This window comes from Streptomyces sp. NPDC104814 (assembly GCF_055583185.1).
Map to the genome: position 1 here is coordinate 299,216 of NZ_JBVJOL010000005.1, position 16,942 is coordinate 316,157.

Consider the following 16,942-nt stretch of genomic DNA (forward strand, 5'->3'; position numbering starts at 1 on the left):
AGAGGCCGGGAAGGACCCGGCCGAACCGACACCGAGGAGGGCGTCATGCCCCGTTACCTGTCGCTCGTGCGGATCGACGAGAACAACACGCCCGCCGGGGGCCCCAGCGCCGAGCTGATGCAGCGCATGGGAGAGCTGATCGAGGAGATCACCAAGGCGGGTGTCATGCTCGCCACCGACGGGCTGACGCCGACCGCGCAGGGCAAGCGGGTCCACTGGGAGGGCGGCGAGCTCTCCGTCACCGACGGGCCGTTCACCGAGTCCAAGGAGGTCGTCGGCGGTTACGCGATCATGCAGTGCAAGGACATGGCCGAGGCCGTCGAGTGGACCAAGCGGTTCCTGAAGGTGCACGAGGAGTTCTGGACGGTCACGTGCGAGGTCCGGGAAATCGCGGAAGGCTGACGTCCGCTTGGCGTGGGCCGGTGAGCGGTGTTCGATGGTGGGCTGTGGAGGAGCAGCCCGTCATCGAGCCGCGCGGCGCCATCGAGACCGTGTTCCGGATGGAGTTCCCGCGGGTCGTCGCCGCGGTCACCCGTGTCGTCCGGGACATAGGCATCGCGGAGGAACTCGCCCAGGACGCCCTGGTCGCCGCCCTCGAGCAGTGGCCGCGCGACGGCGTGCCCGACAACCCGGGCGCCTGGCTGACCACCGCCGCCCGCCGCCGTGCCGTCGATCTGATCCGGCGCCGGGAGAGCTACGCCCGCAAGCTCCAGGAGATCGGCCGCGGTCTCGACACGACGGTCGCGCCCGAGGAGCCCGCCGACCCTGACGACATCGACGACGACCTGCTCCGGCTCGTCTTCACCGCCTGTCACCCGGTGCTGTCCGCCGAGGCCCGCATCGCCCTCACTCTGCGCCTGCTCGGCGGTCTGAGCACCGCCGAGATCGCCCGCGCGTTCCTGGTGCCCGAGCCGACGGTCGCCCAGCGGATCGTGCGCGCCAAACGCACCCTGGCCAAGAAGAACGTCGCCTTCGAGGTCCCCAGCGGCCCCGACCGTGCCGCCCGCCTCGGCTCGGTCCTCGACGTCATCTACCTGGTCTTCAACGAGGGGTACGCGGCCACCGCGGGCGACGACTGGCTGCGCCCGTCGCTGTGCGAGGACGCGCTGCGGCTCGCCCGGCAGCTCGCCCAGCTGATGCCCAAGGAACCCGAGGTGCACGGGCTCGCCGCGCTGCTGGAGTTCCAGGCCGCCCGCGCCGCCGCCCGCACCGGGCCGAACGGTGAACCGGTCCTGCTCGCGGACCAGAACCGCGGCCGCTGGAACCGCCTGCTCATCGCCCGGGGCGTCGCCGCCCTGGAACGCGTCGAGGCCACGGCCGCCGGCCCTCCCGGGCCGTACGCCCTCCAGGCGGCCATCGCGGCCTGCCACGCCCGCGCCCACACCTACGAGGAGACCGACTGGTCCGCCATCGCGACCCTGTACGCCCTGCTCGCCGCCCGGGCCCCCTCGCCGGTGGTGGAACTGAACCGGGCGGTGGCCGTGTCCATGGCGGACGGCCCCGGCCCCGCCCTGGAGATCGTCGACGGCCTCGCCGACCGGCTGCGTGACTACCACCTCCTGCCCAGTGTCCGCGGCGACCTCCTGCAACGCCTCGGCCGTACGGACCAGGCGCGCGCGGAGTTCGAGCGGGCCGCGTCCCTGACGGCCAACGAGCGCGAGCGCGAGCTGCTGCGACGACGGGCGGCGGAGTGCCGTTAGGGGGTCTCGTTCGGACCGGGTCGGTGGCGCGGCGTCAGGCGGGGTGGCCGAGCAGCATGGTGGGGGCGCCCGCGACGCGTGTGAGGAAGACCGTGAGCGCGTGGGTGCCGTGCGGCTTCGGGAGCACCTTGCGGCGCAGCTCCTCCGGCTCGACCGCCGAGCCCCGCTTCTTCACCGTCAGCACGCCCACCTGGCGCTCCCGCAGCAGCGCCTTCAACTTCTTCACACTGAAGGGGAGTTGCCCGGTGATCTCGTAGGCGGAGGCGTACGGCGTCGGGTGCAGCTCGTCGGACGTGACGTAGGCGATCGTGGCGTCCAGCAGTCCGCCGCCGACCTGCTCGGCCACCTCGGCGACCAGGTGCGCGCGGATGACGGCGCCGTCGGGCTCGTAGAGGTACCGCCCCACGGGGCGGACGGCCGGGTCGGGCAGTCCACGGCCGGGCAGGGTGTGCGGCCCCGGCAGCAGCGTCGCCCGGACCGTGCCCGGTGCGCCGGTGCCGAACCACAGCACCGCCTCCTTCACGTCGCCGCCGTCGGAGATCCACTCCGCCGCGGCCTCGGCGGGGACCGCCTCGTGCGGCACGCCGGGGGCGATCTTCAGCGCGGCGTGCGGGGCTTTGAGCGCCGCCTGCACGGCCCAGGACAGGGGCGGCGAGTACGCCTCAGGGTCGAAGATGCGGCCGCGTCCGCCGCGCCGGGCGGGGTCGACGAACACGGCGTCGTACCCGGCGGTGTCGACCTCGGTGACATCCGCCTCCCGCACCTCGATCAGATCGGTAAGCCCGAGCGCCTCGGCGTTGGCGCGGGCCGCCGCCGCGGTCAGCGGGTCGCGGTCCACCGCGAGGACGCGGATGCCGGCGCGGGCGAGGGCGAGCGCGTCGCCGCCGATGCCGGAGCACAGGTCGGCGACGGAGGTGACGCCCAGATCCCTCATCCGGGCCGCCCGGTACGCCGCGACGCTCGCCCGTGTGGACTGCTCGACGCCGTTGGGCGTGAAGAACATCCGCGCGGCGTCCTCGGCCCCGAACTTCGCCACCGCCCGCTGCCGCAGCCGCGCCTGGCCGAGCGCGGCCGACACCAGCTCCGCCGGGTGCTCCCGGCGCAGCCGGGTGGCGACGGCGAGTTCGTCGGCGGGGTCCGTGTCACGCACCTGGTCGAGCAGGGCGCGGCCTTCGGGCGTGAGAAGAGGGGCGAGGTCGTTCACCGGGTCATTGTCGGGCAGGGGGGCGGGGTGTGGGCCACTCGGTGGATGGTGGGCGGCCGGTGGTGGTGTCGGGGCGGCTCGTGGAGGGCGGGCTGCGAAGATCCGAGCCCATGGGAGTAGTCGTACAAAATGACAAAACTCGGGTGTTTCGGTGTGGGGCCCTGCGCGGCTCCCTCGCCGTGCTCACCGCCACCGCCCTCGCCTCCGGCTGCGCCGCCGGCACCGGCGCCACGGGGTCCGAGGTCGGCCCGGCCGCCGGTCAGCAGCAGGCCCTGCACGCGCCCCCGGCTCGCGCCCTCGACTCCTACGCCACCAAGCTGCGCGCCGAGTACGCCGCGCGGGTGGCGGCCGCCAAGCGCTGGGGACTGTCCTCGGTGCCACTGACCGCCCCGCCGCCGCCCCGGCAAAAGCCCCGCATCCACACCCGGCAGGGCTTCGAGGTCGACGACCAGGAGGAGCTGGGCCTGCCGCCCGTCTTCACCCGCATCCCGACCCGCCAGAAGATCGTCTTCCTCACCATCGACGACGGCGCCGAGAAGGACCCCGCCTTCCTGCGCATGATGAGCGAGTTGCGCATCCCGTACACGGCCTTCCTCAGCAACTACCTGATCAAGGACGACTACGGCTACTTCAAGAAGATGCAGGCGCGCGGGGTGACGCTGAACAACCACACCCTGCACCACCCGTATCTGCCGGGGCTGTCCTACACCGAGCAGAAGCACGAGATCTGCGACATGCAGGACATCATCGAGCGGCAGTACGGCAAGCGGCCCACCGTCTTCCGGCCGCCGTACGGCAACTACAACCAGGACACGCTGCGCGCCGCCAAGTCCTGCGGGATCAAGTACGCCCCGCTCTGGGACGAGGAGGTCTTCGTCGACCACTGGGAGTACCGCGAGGACGACCAGGACCTCCACCCCGGCGACATCGTCCTGACGCACTTCCGCGGCCGGGACGACTGGAAGGGCACGATGCCCGACATGGTCCGCCGGTTCCTGAAGAAGGTGACGGACAAGGGGTACGCGGTGGCCCGCCTGGAGGACTACCTGTGAGGACGCGGGGGATGACCGCCGTCGTCGCCGTCCTGGCGGCGGTCGCCGTGGCGGCGATCTGTCTGACGGGGTGCGCGCAGTCCGTGGACCCGATCGAACGGCTCGGCAAGAAGACGGCGGAACGGGTCGGTACGCACCGTCCCGCCGCCGCCCGGCCGGCGTACCGGCGCTGGGGTCTCACGCGGCCGCTTGCCCCCGCGCCGTCCGCCGCGCGGGGGCGCGTCAGCCGGGTCCTCGGCAGCGCGGGATCCGCTCCGCCCTTGGTCGTCGACCGGGTGCCGACACGGCACAAGGTCGTCTTCCTGACCTACGACGACGGGGCCGAGCGGGATCCCCGGTTCGTCGACCTGGTGCGCGAACTGCGACTGCCGGTCGCGATGTTCCTCACGGACAGCGTGGTCGGGCCGGTGGCCGGGCCGGGGTACGCGCACATCGCGCGGCTGCGGGCGGTCGGGGCGTCGCTGGAGAACCACACGCTCGACCACCCCGCGATGCGGGGCCTGCCGTACGCCGGGCAGCGGGCGGAGATCTGCGGGCAGCAGCGCCGGCTGCGCGCCCGGTTCGGGGTGCGGCCCCGGCTCTTCCGGCCGCCGTACGGCACGTACGACGCGACGACGCTGCGGGCGGCGGGGGACTGCGGGATCTCGGCGGTGGTGCTGTGGCGGGTGTCGCTGGGCGGTGACGGGAAGCTGTCCTTTGTCGCGGGCGAGCGGCGGCTGGGGCCGGGGGACATCATCGCGGTCGATCCGGACGAGACGACGGGACCGCTGCTGCGGGAGCGGACGGTGCGACTGCTACGGCAGATCCAGGCCGACGGCCTGACGGTGGGACGCCTGGAGGACTACCTGTAGGTGCTGGGGGTGGCCGCGTGTGCGGTGTGCCTGCGGCGCCGGCTGTGCTGTCGGGTGCGGGTCGCGTTGTGGCTGGTCGCGCGGTTCCCCGCGCCCCTTTTTGTGCCTGCGGCAGCCGTCGCGCCGGGCTGCGCACCCACCCCCGGCCGGGGCCGATTCCCAGACGCGCCGCACGGTAATTGGCACTCCGCTTGACCGAGTGCTAATCCCGGTCATAGTCTCGGCTCTGGCACTCGGCAGATGAGAGTGCCAACAAAGCGACGGGCAGGTCCGGCACCCGCGACGACGGATCGACCTGGTCGCCACCTCAGACAGTTAACCCCGTGAGATCTCCGAAGGGGGAGGTCGGATCGTGACGACCGCCAGCTCCAAGGTTGCCATCAAGCCGCTCGAGGACCGCATCGTGGTCCAGCCGCTCGACGCCGAGCAGACCACGGCCTCCGGCCTGGTCATCCCGGACACCGCCAAGGAGAAGCCCCAGGAGGGCGTTGTCCTGGCCGTGGGCCCGGGTCGCTTCGAGGACGGCAACCGTCTGCCGCTCGACGTGAAGGTCGGCGACGTGGTGCTCTACAGCAAGTACGGCGGCACCGAGGTGAAGTACAACAACGAGGAGTACCTCGTTCTCTCGGCCCGCGACGTGCTCGCGATCATCGAGAAGTAAGCACACTTCACCCGAAGCTCTGCTTTCAGCTGCGCCCTGGCCCCTGCGACCGATAACGAAGCCGGGCGCCGGGGCGCAGTCGTTTTACCCACGAGATTTCCGAGAGGGCTCCCGCTGCCATGGCGAAGATCCTGAAGTTCGACGAGGACGCCCGTCGCGCCCTCGAGCGCGGCGTCAACAAGCTTGCCGACACCGTCAAGGTGACCATCGGCCCCAAGGGCCGCAACGTCGTCATCGACAAGAAGTTCGGCGCCCCGACCATCACCAACGACGGCGTGACCATCGCCCGTGAGGTGGAGATCGAGGACCCGTACGAGAACCTCGGCGCCCAGCTGGTCAAGGAGGTGGCGACCAAGACCAACGACATCGCGGGTGACGGTACGACCACCGCGACCGTGCTGGCCCAGGCGCTCGTCCGCGAGGGTCTGAAGAACGTCGCCGCCGGCGCCTCCCCGGCCCTGCTCAAGAAGGGCATCGACGCCGCGGTCAAGGCCGTCTCCGACGACCTGCTCGCCACGGCGCGCCCGATCGACGAGAAGTCCGACATCGCCGCCGTCGCCGCGCTGTCCGCCCAGGACCAGCAGGTCGGCGAGCTGATCGCCGAGGCGATGGACAAGGTCGGCAAGGACGGTGTCATCACCGTCGAGGAGTCCAACACCTTCGGCCTGGAGCTCGACTTCACCGAGGGCATGGCCTTCGACAAGGGCTACCTGTCCCCGTACTTCGTCACCGACCAGGAGCGTATGGAGGCCGTCCTCGACGACCCGTACATCCTGATCACGCAGGGCAAGATCGGCGCCATCGCCGACCTGCTGCCGCTGCTGGAGAAGGTCATCCAGGCCGGCTCCTCCAAGCCGCTGCTGATCATCGCCGAGGACGTCGAGGGCGAGGCCCTGTCGACCCTGGTCGTCAACAAGATCCGCGGCACCTTCAACGCCGTCGCGGTGAAGGCCCCCGGCTTCGGCGACCGCCGCAAGGCGATGCTGCAGGACATGGCCGTCCTCACCGGCGCCACCGTCATCTCCGAGGAGGTCGGCCTCAAGCTCGACCAGGTCGGTCTCGACGTGCTCGGCACCGCCCGCCGCGTGACCGTCACCAAGGACGACACCACGATCGTCGAGGGCGCCGGCAACTCCGCGGACGTCCAGGGCCGCGTCGCGCAGATCAAGGCCGAGATCGAGAACACGGACTCCGACTGGGACCGCGAGAAGCTCCAGGAGCGCCTCGCGAAGCTGGCCGGCGGCGTGTGCGTGATCAAGGTCGGCGCCGCCACCGAGGTGGAGCTGAAGGAGAAGAAGCACCGTCTGGAGGACGCCATCTCCGCGACCCGCGCCGCGGTCGAGGAGGGCATCGTCTCCGGTGGTGGCTCCGCGCTGGTCCACGCCGTCAAGGTCCTCGAGGGCAACCTCGGCAAGACCGGCGACGAGGCCACCGGTGTCTCCGTGGTCCGCAAGGCCGCCGTCGAGCCGCTGCGCTGGATCGCCGAGAACGCCGGCCTCGAGGGCTACGTCATCGTCTCCAAGGTGGCCGAGCTCGAGAAGGGCAACGGCTACAACGCCGCCACCGGCGAGTACGGCGACCTGGTCAAGGCCGGCGTCATCGACCCGGTCAAGGTCACCCGCTCCGCCCTGGAGAACGCCGCCTCCATCGCCTCCCTGCTGCTCACGACCGAGACCCTGGTCGTCGAGAAGAAGGAAGAGGAAGAGCCGGCTGCCGCGGGCCACGGCCACGGCCACGCCCACTGACGCACGTCAGCACTGAGGCCCGGCACCCCTTGGGGTGCCGGGCCTTTGGCGTTGCCGGCGCTCCCGCGTGGTCAGCGCTCTCGCGTGGTCAGCGTTCCAGCGGCTCCAGTGCGCCCAGCTGCTGCATGAGGCCCAGCTGGTCGTGCTGCCACCACAGCTCGGCGATCTTGCCGTCGCCAGTGAAGCGGAACCAGGTCGTCCCGGTCATGGTGACCTGCTTCCCCGTGGGCGCGATGCCGAGGAAGTCGCCCGTGTGCGTGGCGTTCCAGGTCCACCGCGCGCAGACCCGGTTCTCGTGGGCCAGCACGTCCTCGACCGTGAAGGAGAAGTCGAACGCGGCCCGCCACATCCGGAACTCGCTGCGCATGGCGTCCAGTCCGAGGGTGTCCTGCGGATTGATCGGGTCGTGGCTGTGGATGTCCTCGTCCAGCAGGTCGTTGAGCGGCGGCAGGTCGCCGGCCGTCCCCAGTGTGGTGAAGAAGCGCCGCACGGTGTCCTCGGACAACTGGTCGTCCCGCACCACGTCCAGGTCGGTGAAGGACGGCATCTCGTCGCACAGGGCGACCATGTCCCGGAAGATCCGGTCCGTCTCGGGCATGTTGGAGTTCCGCATCGCCTCCTCGTACGAGGGGAACTCCACGATCTCGATGAAGTGCGACGCGTCGGAGCGGTCCTTGCCGACCACCGCGTGCGTCGCCGTCCGCTTCCCCTTGGTCTTCTCGACCCAGGTGTCCATCAGCCGGTCCATCTCGTCGAACCGGCTGGTCTTGCAATCGATGAGCTGTACGAAGGTCATGGCGCCGCCTCCGGTCCCCCCGTGGGTCCGGTGTGTCCGTCGGTCCATTTTCCCACCGGACAGCCGCCTTCACCTGTCGCTACTGCGGCCCGTACTTCCGCCCCGTGCGGGACGTGAGCCCGCCCAGCAGTCCTCTCGGGACGAGCTTCGCCGCGCCCAGCAGCGCCTTGTAACGGGGATCCGGAATGGACACGGTGCGGCCGCGGGCCAGGTCGCCGAGGGCCGCGGCGACCACCTTGTCGGCGTCCAGCCACATCCAGTTCGGGATGCTGTCCGTGCCCATCCCGGCCCGCTGGTGGAACTCCGTGCGCACGAAGCCCGGGCACAGCGCCATCAGCCGTACGCCGCTGCCCGCCAGGTCGCGCGCCGCGCCCTGGGAGAACTGCACGACCCACGCCTTGGACGCCCCGTACGTGCCGCGCGGCACGAAGGCGGCGACCGACGCGACGTTGACGACCCCGCCGCGGCCGCGCTCGCGCATCGCCTCCGTCGCCGCCGACGTCAGCCGCAGCACCGCCTCGCAGTGCACCTTCAGCATTCTCAGCTCGTCGGCCATCGGGACCTCGAGATAGCGGCCCTTGTTGCCGAAGCCGGCGTTGTTGATCAGCAGGTCGACGGGGCTGCGCCGGTCACCGAGGCGGGCGGCGACCGCCTCGATGCCGTCGTCCTCGGCCAGGTCGGCGGTCAGCACCTCCGCCTCGATGCCGTGCCGGTCGTGCAGCTCGGTCGCCTGCTCGCGCAGCCGCTTGGTGTCCCGGGCCACCAGCACGAGGTTGTGCCCGTCAGCCGCCAGCCGCCGCGCGAACGCGGCACCGATCCCCGCGGTCGATCCCGTAATCAGAGCCGTTGTCATGCGCCAAGAGTAGTTACCCGGACTGACAGGCTCCGCGCTGCGCACCCCGGCCTGACATGAGGTCAGCGCCCCTGCTGCCCGACGTACTTGCGCGCCGCCGCCAGCGAGTCCGGATGCAGTGCCGCACCGGCCGCCAGCAGCCGGGGCAGCAGCTCGCGCTCGGTGGTGACGGCCCGGAACTGCACCGCCACCGTCACATCGTGCTCCGGCCGGTGCACGATCTCGATCGCGTCGCCCGCGCGGATCTCCCCCGGCTCGATCACCCGCAGATACGCCCCCGGCGCGCCCCGGTGCGTGAACCGGCGCACCCAGCCCTTCTCACCCAGGTGCTCCTGGAAGGTACGGCAGGGAATGCGCCCGCTGGTCACCTCCAGCACCACATCCGGGCCGATCCGCCAGCGCTCGCCGATCAGCGCGCCGCAGACGTCCACACCCCGGGTGGTGAGGTTCTCGCCGAACGTGCCGTTCATCAGTTCCCGCCCCAGCTCGCGCTCCCAGTCGTCCAGGTCCTCGCGGGCGAAGGCGTACACCGCCTGGTCGTCGCCGCCGTGGTGGCGGGTGTCGCACACCGCGTCCCCGGCCAGCCCGCTCGCGCCGACCCCCCTCGGCCCCGGCGCCGTCACCTTGACCGGCCCGTCCACCGGGCGCTTGTCGATGCCGGTCAGCCCGTCGGGCTGGTCGGTGAAGGGGACGGCCCGGGCCCGGCCCACGTTGAGAGACAGAAGCTTCATGGGGGCACGGTAGCGAGCAGACCTCAAAGTGTCGACGCGGTATTCCGCACGGAATCCAAGCTTCCCTTATGCTTGAGGGGTGATCGAGGCTCGTCATCTCCGCGTCCTGCGCGCCGTCGCCACCACCGGATCCTTCTCCGCCGCGGCCCGCGAGCTAGGCTGCACCCAGCCCGCCGTCAGTCAGCAGATGAAGGCCCTGGAGGGCTCCGTCGGCACCCCGCTGCTCGTGCGCACCGGACGCGAGATGCGGCTGACCCAGGCCGGCGAGGCGCTGGTGCGGCACGCGACCGGCATCCTCGCCGGGCTGACCGCCGCCGAGGAGGAGGTCGCCGCGATCGCCGGGCTGCGTGCCGGCCGGGTCCGGCTGGTCTCCTTCCCCAGCGGCAGCTCCACCCTCGTGCCCACCGCCCTGGCCGCCCTGCGCGCCGCCCACCCCGGCACCCGGGTCTCCCTGGAGGAGGCCGAACCGCCGCGGTCCGTGGAGCTGCTGCGCGAGGGCGACTGCGACATCGCGCTCGCCTTCCGCTACGAGGGCGCGGCGGGCGCCGAGGAGTGGGACGACCTCGTCGTCCGGCCGCTGCTGACGGATCGTCTCGTCGCCCTGCTGCCCGAACGGCACCCGCTCGCGGAGCGCGCGGAGCCGCTGGCCATCGGCGCGCTGGCCGCCGAGCCGTGGATCGCGGGCTGCCCGCGCTGCCGGGGCCAGCTGGTCGAGGTCTGCGAGGGTGCGGGCTTCACCCCCCGCATCGACTTCGCCACCGACGACTACCCCGCGGTGGTCGGTCTGGTCGGCGCCGGGCTCGGCGTCGCCGTCCTGCCCCAGCTCGCCGTGGAGTCCGTACGTCCCCGTGGCGTACGCATGTTGACGCTTGAACCGTCGGTGCGGCGGGAGATCGTCGCCCTCACCCTGCCGGATCTGGCCCAGGTGCCGGCGGTCGCGGCGACGCTGGAGCAGCTGGCGCGCACGGCGCAGCGGTAGCGCGGGCTCCCCGGCCGGAGGCCGAAAGAAAGGGCACGCGGGTAGGCGTGCCCTGGGGGTGATGCAGAAACGTTCCTTCAGGTGTTCGAACCGGCATTCCCGCCGGCCGACGCCGTCACCAGGCGGTTGCGTGCCCGCCCCATGAGCTCTTCGCGCTCGTCCTCGGTCAACCCGCCCCACACGCCGTACGGTTCACGCACCGCGAGAGCGTGTGCCGCGCACTGCGCGCGGACCGGGCACCTCATGCAGACCTCTTTGGCCGAGTTCTCACGAGCACTCCGCGCTGCACCGCGCTCACCCTCCGGATGGAAGAAGAGGGAGCTGTCCACACCGCGGCAGGCAGCGAGCAGCTGCCAGTCCCACAGGTCCGCGTTCGGTCCGGGAAGGCGGGAGAAATCTGCCATTGCGTGACCCCTTGCAGCCGTTCTGAGTGGATACGGTGCCCACGACCGTACAACTACGATCTAAGGAGATGAAAATATGACTCATTGCGAATCTAGCCTCAGACACCAGCGCATGGGAAGAAATGGGGCCAAATGGGGCATGGTTGTGATGAAAGCTTGAGGGTTGGCCCCGTGTGTCTCCACTGTGTTCGCCCCCTCACGTAGAGTGCCGAAGACGGCAGATGGCCCCGTAACTCTTTCGAGTGACCGTCGTTGAGAGTGCGGAGGCGGTTGAAAACACAAGGGCTCGGGCAGGCGTCCGAGACGGTCGACCGCACAGGTGACGATTTCGTACCAGCCTGGAGGCACAAGGTGACGCGCATCAGCTGCGGAGGGCGGCCATGACTTCCGTCCTCGTCTGCGACGACTCCCCGCTTGCCCGAGAGGCGCTCCGCCGCGCGGTCGCGACCGTGCCCGGCGTCGAGCGTGTGACGACGGCGGCCAACGGCGAGGAAGTCCTCCGCCGCTGGGGCGCCGACCGCTCGGACCTCATTCTGATGGACGTCCGCATGCCCGGCCTGGGCGGTGTCGAGACCGTCCGCCGGCTGCTGTCGGCCGACCCCGGTGCGCGCATCATCATGCTGACCGTCGCCGAGGACCTCGACGGCGTGGCCCTCGCGGTCGCCGCCGGTGCCCGCGGCTACCTGCACAAGGACGCCTCGCGCGCCGAGCTGCGCGCCACGGTGACGCAGGCGCTGGCCGACCCGACCTGGCGCCTGGCCCCGCGCCGTCTGCGCTCGGCGGAGATGGGCGCCGCGCCCACCCTCACCGCACGCGAGATCCAGGTGCTGGAGGGCATGAGCCACGGCCGCTCCAACGCCGAGATCGGCCGCGAGCTGTTCCTTTCCGAGGACACCGTCAAGACCCACGCCCGGCGACTGTTCAAGAAGCTCGGCGCCTCCGACCGCGCGCACGCGGTGGCGCTCGGCTTCCGCTGGGGCCTGGTCCGCTAGGGCCTGTCCGCCGCACCGGTTCGGCGAAGGGCGACGGTGCCTTGTCTACGTGCGCGAACGGGGTGGCAGACGACGCCCGCACGCGGAACGCCCGCACACGCGACGAGCGCGAGCGGCGCCGCGCGGGCGGCCGGGGATGCCCGGCAGGCGATCCTCGCGGGCTGCGGTCCCGGGGCCGCGCGGGCAGGGCCTGCGCCATGCCGGGTGCCCGCCCGCCGACCGCGCCCCGTCCGGCGCGGGGCGGCCCCCGGCTCCGGGGACTCGGAGATCCGCACGACCGGCCGCCGGGTCCGCAGGACTCCCGGCTCGGTGCTTCCTACGGCGACGCCTCGCACCGGCGCCGCGTCCCGACCACCGGCTCGCGCCGCCCGCGGCCGGTGACCACCGGTTCGCGCCGACCGCGGCCGGCTGACTCCCACGGCGCCCGACCGCGCCGTAACGAAGATGCGCGACAGTACGGCGTGCCGCGGGGGACCTGCCGAGTTTCCTGCGGCGGCTTTCTTCCGCGCCGGAGCGCCGCCGTGCGTTTGTACCGGATGCCGCTGAGGGGTTCCGGGGGCTCCTGTGGCGGCCGCCCGGGTGGCGCCGCAGGCGGTCGGCTGTGCGGCGTGGCGCTGCGGCTCACCGGAGGTTCCTGCGGTGGCCACCTGTGCCGGAGCGCCGCCGTGCCTTTGTACGGCGTGCCGCCCGGGGATTCCGGATCTGCCTGCCGTGGCTGTGCGTGCCGGAGCGACGCCGGGCGTCATCAGGGCGTGACGCATCTCCTTCTCGCCGGTGCGGGAGGCGCGCCCGGTGCTGTCGGCGGGTCGCTGTTCCGGGCGTCCGGGGTGTGGCCGCCGGGCCGGGCCGACCGGGTGTGTCCGGCGCGGTGTCCCAGGTCGGACGCCCCCGGGGCGGGTCCTGGCGGGGCGCCGTCGGGCAGGCGGCCGGGCGCGGCGGGGGTGCGGCCCGGCACGCGCGCGTACCGGTGTTCGCCGCCCCGCGGGAGAGTCCTCGCGGACGCCCGCTGCTCGTTTCGGCGCCGATGCCGCATCCTTGAGGTGTGGAGTTCCTCGGGGACGAGTCGGTCGAGCGGAAGGGGAGGGCGCAGGGGATGAGTTCCGGCGCACCTGCTCATAACGCTTCGGTGCACAACGCCGAGCGCGGTGCCACGGACGTCAGAGCCGCAGGGCACCATGGACCGATGCGTGACGACGAGGCGGCCACTCCTGCCCAGGGGACGATCGGGCCACTCGTGCACCGTGCGGTGGACGGCGACGAACAGGCCACGCACGACCTGCTCGCCCACGTCCACCCCCTGGCCCTGCGCTACTGCCGTACGCGGCTGTCGCGGCTGCCCGGCGACGCCCGGCACTTCGTCGAGGACCTCGCCCAGGAGGTCTGCGTCGCCGTGCTGCTCGCGCTGCCGCGCTACAAGGACACCGGCCGGCCCTTCGAGGCGTTCGTCTTCGCGATCGCCGCGCACAAGGTCGCCGACCTCCAGCGGGCCGCGATGCGGCACCCCGGCTCGACGGCCGTGCCGTCCGACGAGATGCCCGAGCGCCCCGACGACTCCCTGGGCCCCGAGGAGCGCGCCCTGCTCAGCAGCGACGCCGAGTGGGCGAAGAAACTGCTGGCCAACCTCCCGGAGAACCAGCGCGAGCTGCTGCTTTTGCGTATCGCGGTGGGACTCACCGCCGAGGAGACCGGCCAGATGTTGGGAATGTCACCCGGCGCGGTCCGGGTGGCGCAGCACCGTGCGCTGAGCCGGCTGCGGGCGCTCGCCGAGCAGTAACTGCGCCTGGCCCCGGCCGGATCGGCGCCTTGGTTGAACAGGCGACCACTGGCTTCCGTACGAACATACGAAGCCGTAAGCGGTCCACAACCGTGGAATGAGACGGGTCCATCTCCCGTTAGCATGGACATCCGCACCGATCAAGGCCATTTGGGGAAGGTGTCATGACTGCAAACGTCGACGGAGTGCCCGGTAAATTCGCGACACTCGGGCTGACCTACGACGACGTGCTGCTGCTGCCGGGTGCATCCGAGGTGCTCCCCAACGCGGTCGACACCTCGTCCCGCATCTCCCGCAACGTCCGGGTCAACATCCCGCTGCTCTCGGCGGCGATGGACAAGGTGACCGAGTCCCGCATGGCGATCGCGATGGCGCGGCTGGGCGGCGTCGGCGTCCTGCACCGCAACCTCTCCGTCGAGGACCAGGTCAACCAGGTCGACCTGGTGAAGCGCTCCGAGTCCGGCATGGTGGCCAACCCCATCACCATCCACCCGGACGCCACGCTCGCCGAGGCCGACGCGCTGTGCGCCAAGTTCCGCATCAGCGGTGTGCCCGTCACCGACGGCAACCGCAAGCTGCTCGGCATCGTCACCAACCGTGACATGGCCTTCGAGAGCGACCGCAGCCGTCAGGTCCGCGAGGTCATGACCCCGATGCCGCTGGTCACCGGCAAGGTGGGCATCTCCGGCGTCGAGGCCATGGAGCTGCTGCGCAAGCACAAGATCGAGAAGCTGCCGCTGGTCGACGACGACGGTGTCCTCAAGGGCCTGATCACCGTCAAGGACTTCGTCAAGGCGGAGAAGTACCCGAACGCCGCGAAGGACGCCACGGGCCGCCTGCTCGTCGGTGCCGCCGTGGGCGCCAGCCCCGAGGCCCTGGAGCGTGCCCAGGCGCTCGCCGCGGCCGGTGTGGACTTCCTCGTCGTCGACACCTCCCACGGCCACAACAGCAACGCCCTGAGCTGGATGGCGAAGATCAAGTCCAGCGTGAACGTCGACGTGATCGGCGGCAACGTCGCCACCCGCGACGGCGCGCAGGCGCTGATCGACGCCGGCGTCGACGGCATCAAGGTCGGCGTGGGCCCGGGCTCCATCTGCACCACCCGTGTGGTCGCGGGCATCGGTGTCCCCCAGGTCACCGCCATCTACGAGGCCTCCCTCGCCGCCCGCCCGGCCGGCGTCCCGCTGATCGGCGACGGTGGTCTGCAGTACTCCGGTGACATCGGCAAGGCGCTGGCCGCCGGCGCCGACACCGTCATGCTCGGCAGCCTCCTCGCCGGCTGTGAGGAGTCGCCGGGCGAGCTGCTGTTCATCAACGGCAAGCAGTTCAAGTCGTACCGCGGCATGGGCTCGCTGGGCGCCATGCAGTCCCGCGGCCAGGCCAAGTCGTACTCCAAGGACCGCTACTTCCAGGCCGACGTCGGCTCCGACGACAAGCTCGTGCCCGAGGGCGTCGAGGGCCAGGTGCCCTACCGCGGCCCGCTGGCCAACGTGCTGCACCAGCTGGTCGGCGGTCTGCGCCAGACCATGGGCTACGTCGGCGCCGCCACCATCGACGAGATGGAGTCCAAAGGCCGCTTCGTCCGGATCACGTCCGCGGGTCTCAAGGAGAGCCACCCGCACGACATCCAGATGACGGTCGAGGCTCCGAACTACAGCAGCAAGTGACGCCCTCCCTTGTGTGAAGGTCCGTGCGACGGCGGCCCCGGGACATCCGGGGCCGCCGTTGTCGTACCCGTCGGGGATACTGGAAGGCGCTGCAACGCATCAGGGAAAGGCCACCAACGTGACTGAGATCGAGATCGGGCGCGGCAAGCGCGGCCGCCGGGCGTACGCCTTCGACGACATCGCCGTCGTCCCCAGCCGCCGTACGCGGGACCCGAAGGAGGTCTCGATCGCCTGGCAGATCGACGCCTACCGCTTCGAGCTGCCCTTCCTGGCCGCCCCCATGGACTCCGTCGTCTCCCCGGCGACCGCGATCCGCATCGGCGAGCTGGGCGGCCTCGGCGTGCTCAACCTCGAGGGCCTGTGGACGCGGTACGAGGACCCGCAGCCGCTGCTCGACGAGATCGCCGAGCTGCCGGCCGAGGCCGCGACCCGCCGCCTGCAGGAGGTCTACGCCGCGCCGATCAAGGAGGAGCTGATCGGGCAGCGCATCAAGGAGGTGCGCGACTCGGGCGTGGTCACCGCCGCCGCGCTCTCCCCGCAGCGCACCGCGCAGTTCTCCAAGGCCGTCGTCGACGCGGGCGTGGACATCTTCGTCATCCGCGGTACGACGGTCTCGGCGGAGCACGTGTCGTCCGCGCACGAGCCGCTGAACCTCAAGCAGTTCATCTACGAGCTGGACGTCCCGGTGATCGTCGGCGGCTGCGCCACCTACACCGCCGCGCTCCACCTGATGCGCACCGGCGCGGCGGGCGTCCTCGTCGGCTTCGGCGGCGGCGCCGCCCACACCACGCGCAACGTGCTGGGCATCCAGGTCCCGATGGCCACCGCGGTCGCCGACGTGGCGGCCGCCCGCCGTGACTACATGGACGAGTCCGGCGGCCGGTACGTGCACGTGATCGCGGACGGCGGCGTCGGCTGGTCCGGTGACCTGCCCAAGGCGATCGCCTGCGGCGCCGACGCGGTGATGATGGGCTCCCCGCTCGCCCGCGGCACGGACGCGCCGGGCAAGGGCCACCACTGGGGCATGGAGGCCGTCAACGAGGAGCTGCCGCGCGGCCAGAAGGTCGACCTGGGCACGGTCGGTACGATCGAGGAGATCCTCACGGGCCCGTCGCACACGCCGGACGGCTCGATGAACTTCTTCGGCGCCCTGCGCCGCGCGATGGCCACCACCGGCTACAGCGAGCTGAAGGAGTTCCAGCGCGTCGAGGTAACGGTGGCGGACTCCCAGCACCGACGCTAGCCGCCCCAGCACACGGCTGAAAAAGGCCGGCCACCCGGGAAGGGGTGGCCGGCCTTTCGCATGCGTGCGCGCGTGTTGTGCCTGGTCAGGGGGCGCGTGGTGCGGGAGGGGGCGCGTGGTTGCGTTCGGAGCGAATGCGGGCCGAACGGGCGTAGGCGGGCGGTAGTGTCCGTGATCGGCGACCCCAGCTCTCTGGGTCGCCCCCTTCCAAGGACATGCTTCCGGACCCGCGCCCGCGGGGCCCGGCCCGCGTTCCGAACGGACCGTCCACCGGGCACTGGGCGGTGTCG

Annotated in this window: 16 protein-coding genes; 11 read left to right on the forward strand and 5 right to left on the reverse strand. The window is 71.6% G+C overall.

Annotation, left to right across the window (positions count from 1 at the left end; translation table 11 throughout):
- Positions 1-45 precede the first annotated feature (45 nt).
- Both ACZ64A_RS19790 and ACZ64A_RS19795 read left to right on the forward strand, forming a co-directional pair.
- The gene (locus tag ACZ64A_RS19790; protein ID WP_469811695.1) at positions 46-402 is read left to right on the forward strand and encodes a YciI family protein; all 357 of its coding nucleotides are present in this window, start codon (positions 46-48) and stop codon (positions 400-402) included.
- A 44-nt stretch (positions 403-446) separates the two neighbouring features.
- Entirely contained in the window at positions 447-1,700 is a 1,254-nt protein-coding gene (locus ACZ64A_RS19795; RefSeq protein WP_469811696.1) for an RNA polymerase sigma factor, read from the forward strand.
- A gap of 34 nt (positions 1,701-1,734) precedes the next feature.
- Here ACZ64A_RS19795 and ACZ64A_RS19800 read toward each other — a convergent pair whose 3' ends face one another.
- A complete protein-coding gene (locus ACZ64A_RS19800; RefSeq protein WP_469811698.1) occupies positions 1,735-2,904 on the reverse strand; it encodes a THUMP-like domain-containing protein in 1,170 nt (389 codons plus the stop codon).
- Between the two features lie 110 nt (positions 2,905-3,014).
- Between ACZ64A_RS19800 and ACZ64A_RS19805 the strand changes: the two genes are divergently transcribed.
- The 4 genes from ACZ64A_RS19805 to groL all read left to right on the forward strand — a co-directional run bounded on the left by ACZ64A_RS19805 (position 3,015) and on the right by groL (position 7,213).
- Positions 3,015-3,956, forward strand: coding sequence for a polysaccharide deacetylase family protein (locus tag ACZ64A_RS19805; protein WP_469811700.1), 942 nt, complete (start codon positions 3,015-3,017; stop codon positions 3,954-3,956).
- Positions 3,957-3,967: 11 nt separating this feature from the next.
- Entirely contained in the window at positions 3,968-4,807 is an 840-nt protein-coding gene (locus ACZ64A_RS19810; protein WP_469811701.1) for a polysaccharide deacetylase family protein, read from the forward strand.
- Positions 4,808-5,159: 352 nt separating this feature from the next.
- The gene (groES, locus tag ACZ64A_RS19815; protein ID WP_009190181.1) at positions 5,160-5,468 is read left to right on the forward strand and encodes a co-chaperone GroES; all 309 of its coding nucleotides are present in this window, start codon (positions 5,160-5,162) and stop codon (positions 5,466-5,468) included.
- A 119-nt stretch (positions 5,469-5,587) separates the two neighbouring features.
- Complete coding sequence (gene groL, locus ACZ64A_RS19820) at positions 5,588-7,213, forward strand: chaperonin GroEL (protein WP_469811703.1); 1,626 nt, start codon at positions 5,588-5,590, stop codon at positions 7,211-7,213.
- 88 nt (positions 7,214-7,301) lie between these two features.
- Here groL and ACZ64A_RS19825 read toward each other — a convergent pair whose 3' ends face one another.
- The 3 genes from ACZ64A_RS19825 to ACZ64A_RS19835 all read right to left on the reverse strand — a co-directional run bounded on the left by ACZ64A_RS19825 (position 7,302) and on the right by ACZ64A_RS19835 (position 9,593).
- Complete coding sequence (locus tag ACZ64A_RS19825; protein WP_469811705.1) at positions 7,302-8,009, reverse strand: ester cyclase; 708 nt, start codon at positions 8,007-8,009, stop codon at positions 7,302-7,304.
- A 79-nt stretch (positions 8,010-8,088) separates the two neighbouring features.
- Entirely contained in the window at positions 8,089-8,862 is a 774-nt protein-coding gene (locus ACZ64A_RS19830; RefSeq protein WP_469811707.1) for an SDR family NAD(P)-dependent oxidoreductase, read from the reverse strand.
- Positions 8,863-8,924: 62 nt separating this feature from the next.
- The gene (locus tag ACZ64A_RS19835; RefSeq protein ID WP_469811708.1) at positions 8,925-9,593 is read right to left on the reverse strand and encodes an MOSC domain-containing protein; all 669 of its coding nucleotides are present in this window, start codon (positions 9,591-9,593) and stop codon (positions 8,925-8,927) included.
- Positions 9,594-9,672: 79 nt separating this feature from the next.
- Here ACZ64A_RS19835 and ACZ64A_RS19840 point away from each other — a divergent pair, with 79 nt between their 5' ends.
- The gene (locus tag ACZ64A_RS19840) at positions 9,673-10,572 is read left to right on the forward strand and encodes a LysR family transcriptional regulator (protein WP_469811710.1); all 900 of its coding nucleotides are present in this window, start codon (positions 9,673-9,675) and stop codon (positions 10,570-10,572) included.
- A 77-nt stretch (positions 10,573-10,649) separates the two neighbouring features.
- Here ACZ64A_RS19840 and ACZ64A_RS19845 read toward each other — a convergent pair whose 3' ends face one another.
- Positions 10,650-10,976, reverse strand: a complete 327-nt coding sequence (locus ACZ64A_RS19845; RefSeq protein WP_361632180.1) for a WhiB family transcriptional regulator — start codon at positions 10,974-10,976, stop codon at positions 10,650-10,652.
- Positions 10,977-11,356: 380 nt separating this feature from the next.
- On the opposite strand from ACZ64A_RS19845, the gene ACZ64A_RS19850 reads away from it, so the two are divergent.
- From ACZ64A_RS19850 to ACZ64A_RS19865, 4 genes are all read left to right on the forward strand, one after another.
- Positions 11,357-11,968 (forward strand): response regulator transcription factor, encoded by a 612-nt coding sequence (locus ACZ64A_RS19850; RefSeq protein ID WP_003948568.1) that lies wholly within the window; start codon positions 11,357-11,359, stop codon positions 11,966-11,968.
- 1,183 nt (positions 11,969-13,151) lie between these two features.
- Positions 13,152-13,742 carry a sigma-70 family RNA polymerase sigma factor gene (locus ACZ64A_RS19855; RefSeq protein ID WP_067240270.1) on the forward strand — a complete coding sequence of 197 codons (591 nt, stop codon included), beginning with the start codon at positions 13,152-13,154 and terminating at the stop codon, positions 13,740-13,742.
- A 164-nt stretch (positions 13,743-13,906) separates the two neighbouring features.
- On the forward strand, positions 13,907-15,409 hold the full coding sequence (gene guaB, locus ACZ64A_RS19860; RefSeq protein ID WP_469811712.1) for an IMP dehydrogenase: 1,503 nt from the start codon (positions 13,907-13,909) through the stop codon (positions 15,407-15,409).
- 118 nt (positions 15,410-15,527) lie between these two features.
- Positions 15,528-16,652 carry a GuaB3 family IMP dehydrogenase-related protein gene (locus ACZ64A_RS19865; RefSeq protein WP_469811714.1) on the forward strand — a complete coding sequence of 375 codons (1,125 nt, stop codon included), beginning with the start codon at positions 15,528-15,530 and terminating at the stop codon, positions 16,650-16,652.
- Positions 16,653-16,942: the final 290 nt, after the last annotated feature.

What these genes read in the sequence shown, in the direction of transcription:
- ACZ64A_RS19855 (WP_067240270.1), top strand. Translation starts at nt 13,152, where the DNA reads ATGCGTGACGACGAGGCGGCCACTCCTGCCCAGGGGACGATCGGGCCA.
- guaB (WP_469811712.1), top strand. Translation starts at nt 13,907, where the DNA reads ATGACTGCAAACGTCGACGGAGTGCCCGGTAAATTCGCGACACTCGGG.
- ACZ64A_RS19805 (WP_469811700.1), top strand. Translation starts at nt 3,015, where the DNA reads ATGGGAGTAGTCGTACAAAATGACAAAACTCGGGTGTTTCGGTGTGGG.
- ACZ64A_RS19835 (WP_469811708.1), bottom strand. Translation starts at nt 9,593, where the DNA reads ATGAAGCTTCTGTCTCTCAACGTGGGCCGGGCCCGGGCCGTCCCCTTC.
- ACZ64A_RS19845 (WP_361632180.1), bottom strand. Translation starts at nt 10,976, where the DNA reads ATGGCAGATTTCTCCCGCCTTCCCGGACCGAACGCGGACCTGTGGGAC.
- ACZ64A_RS19825 (WP_469811705.1), bottom strand. Translation starts at nt 8,009, where the DNA reads ATGACCTTCGTACAGCTCATCGATTGCAAGACCAGCCGGTTCGACGAG.
- ACZ64A_RS19830 (WP_469811707.1), bottom strand. Translation starts at nt 8,862, where the DNA reads ATGACAACGGCTCTGATTACGGGATCGACCGCGGGGATCGGTGCCGCG.
- ACZ64A_RS19790 (WP_469811695.1), top strand. Translation starts at nt 46, where the DNA reads ATGCCCCGTTACCTGTCGCTCGTGCGGATCGACGAGAACAACACGCCC.
- ACZ64A_RS19850 (WP_003948568.1), top strand. Translation starts at nt 11,357, where the DNA reads ATGACTTCCGTCCTCGTCTGCGACGACTCCCCGCTTGCCCGAGAGGCG.
- ACZ64A_RS19810 (WP_469811701.1), top strand. Translation starts at nt 3,968, where the DNA reads ATGACCGCCGTCGTCGCCGTCCTGGCGGCGGTCGCCGTGGCGGCGATC.
- groL (WP_469811703.1), top strand. Translation starts at nt 5,588, where the DNA reads ATGGCGAAGATCCTGAAGTTCGACGAGGACGCCCGTCGCGCCCTCGAG.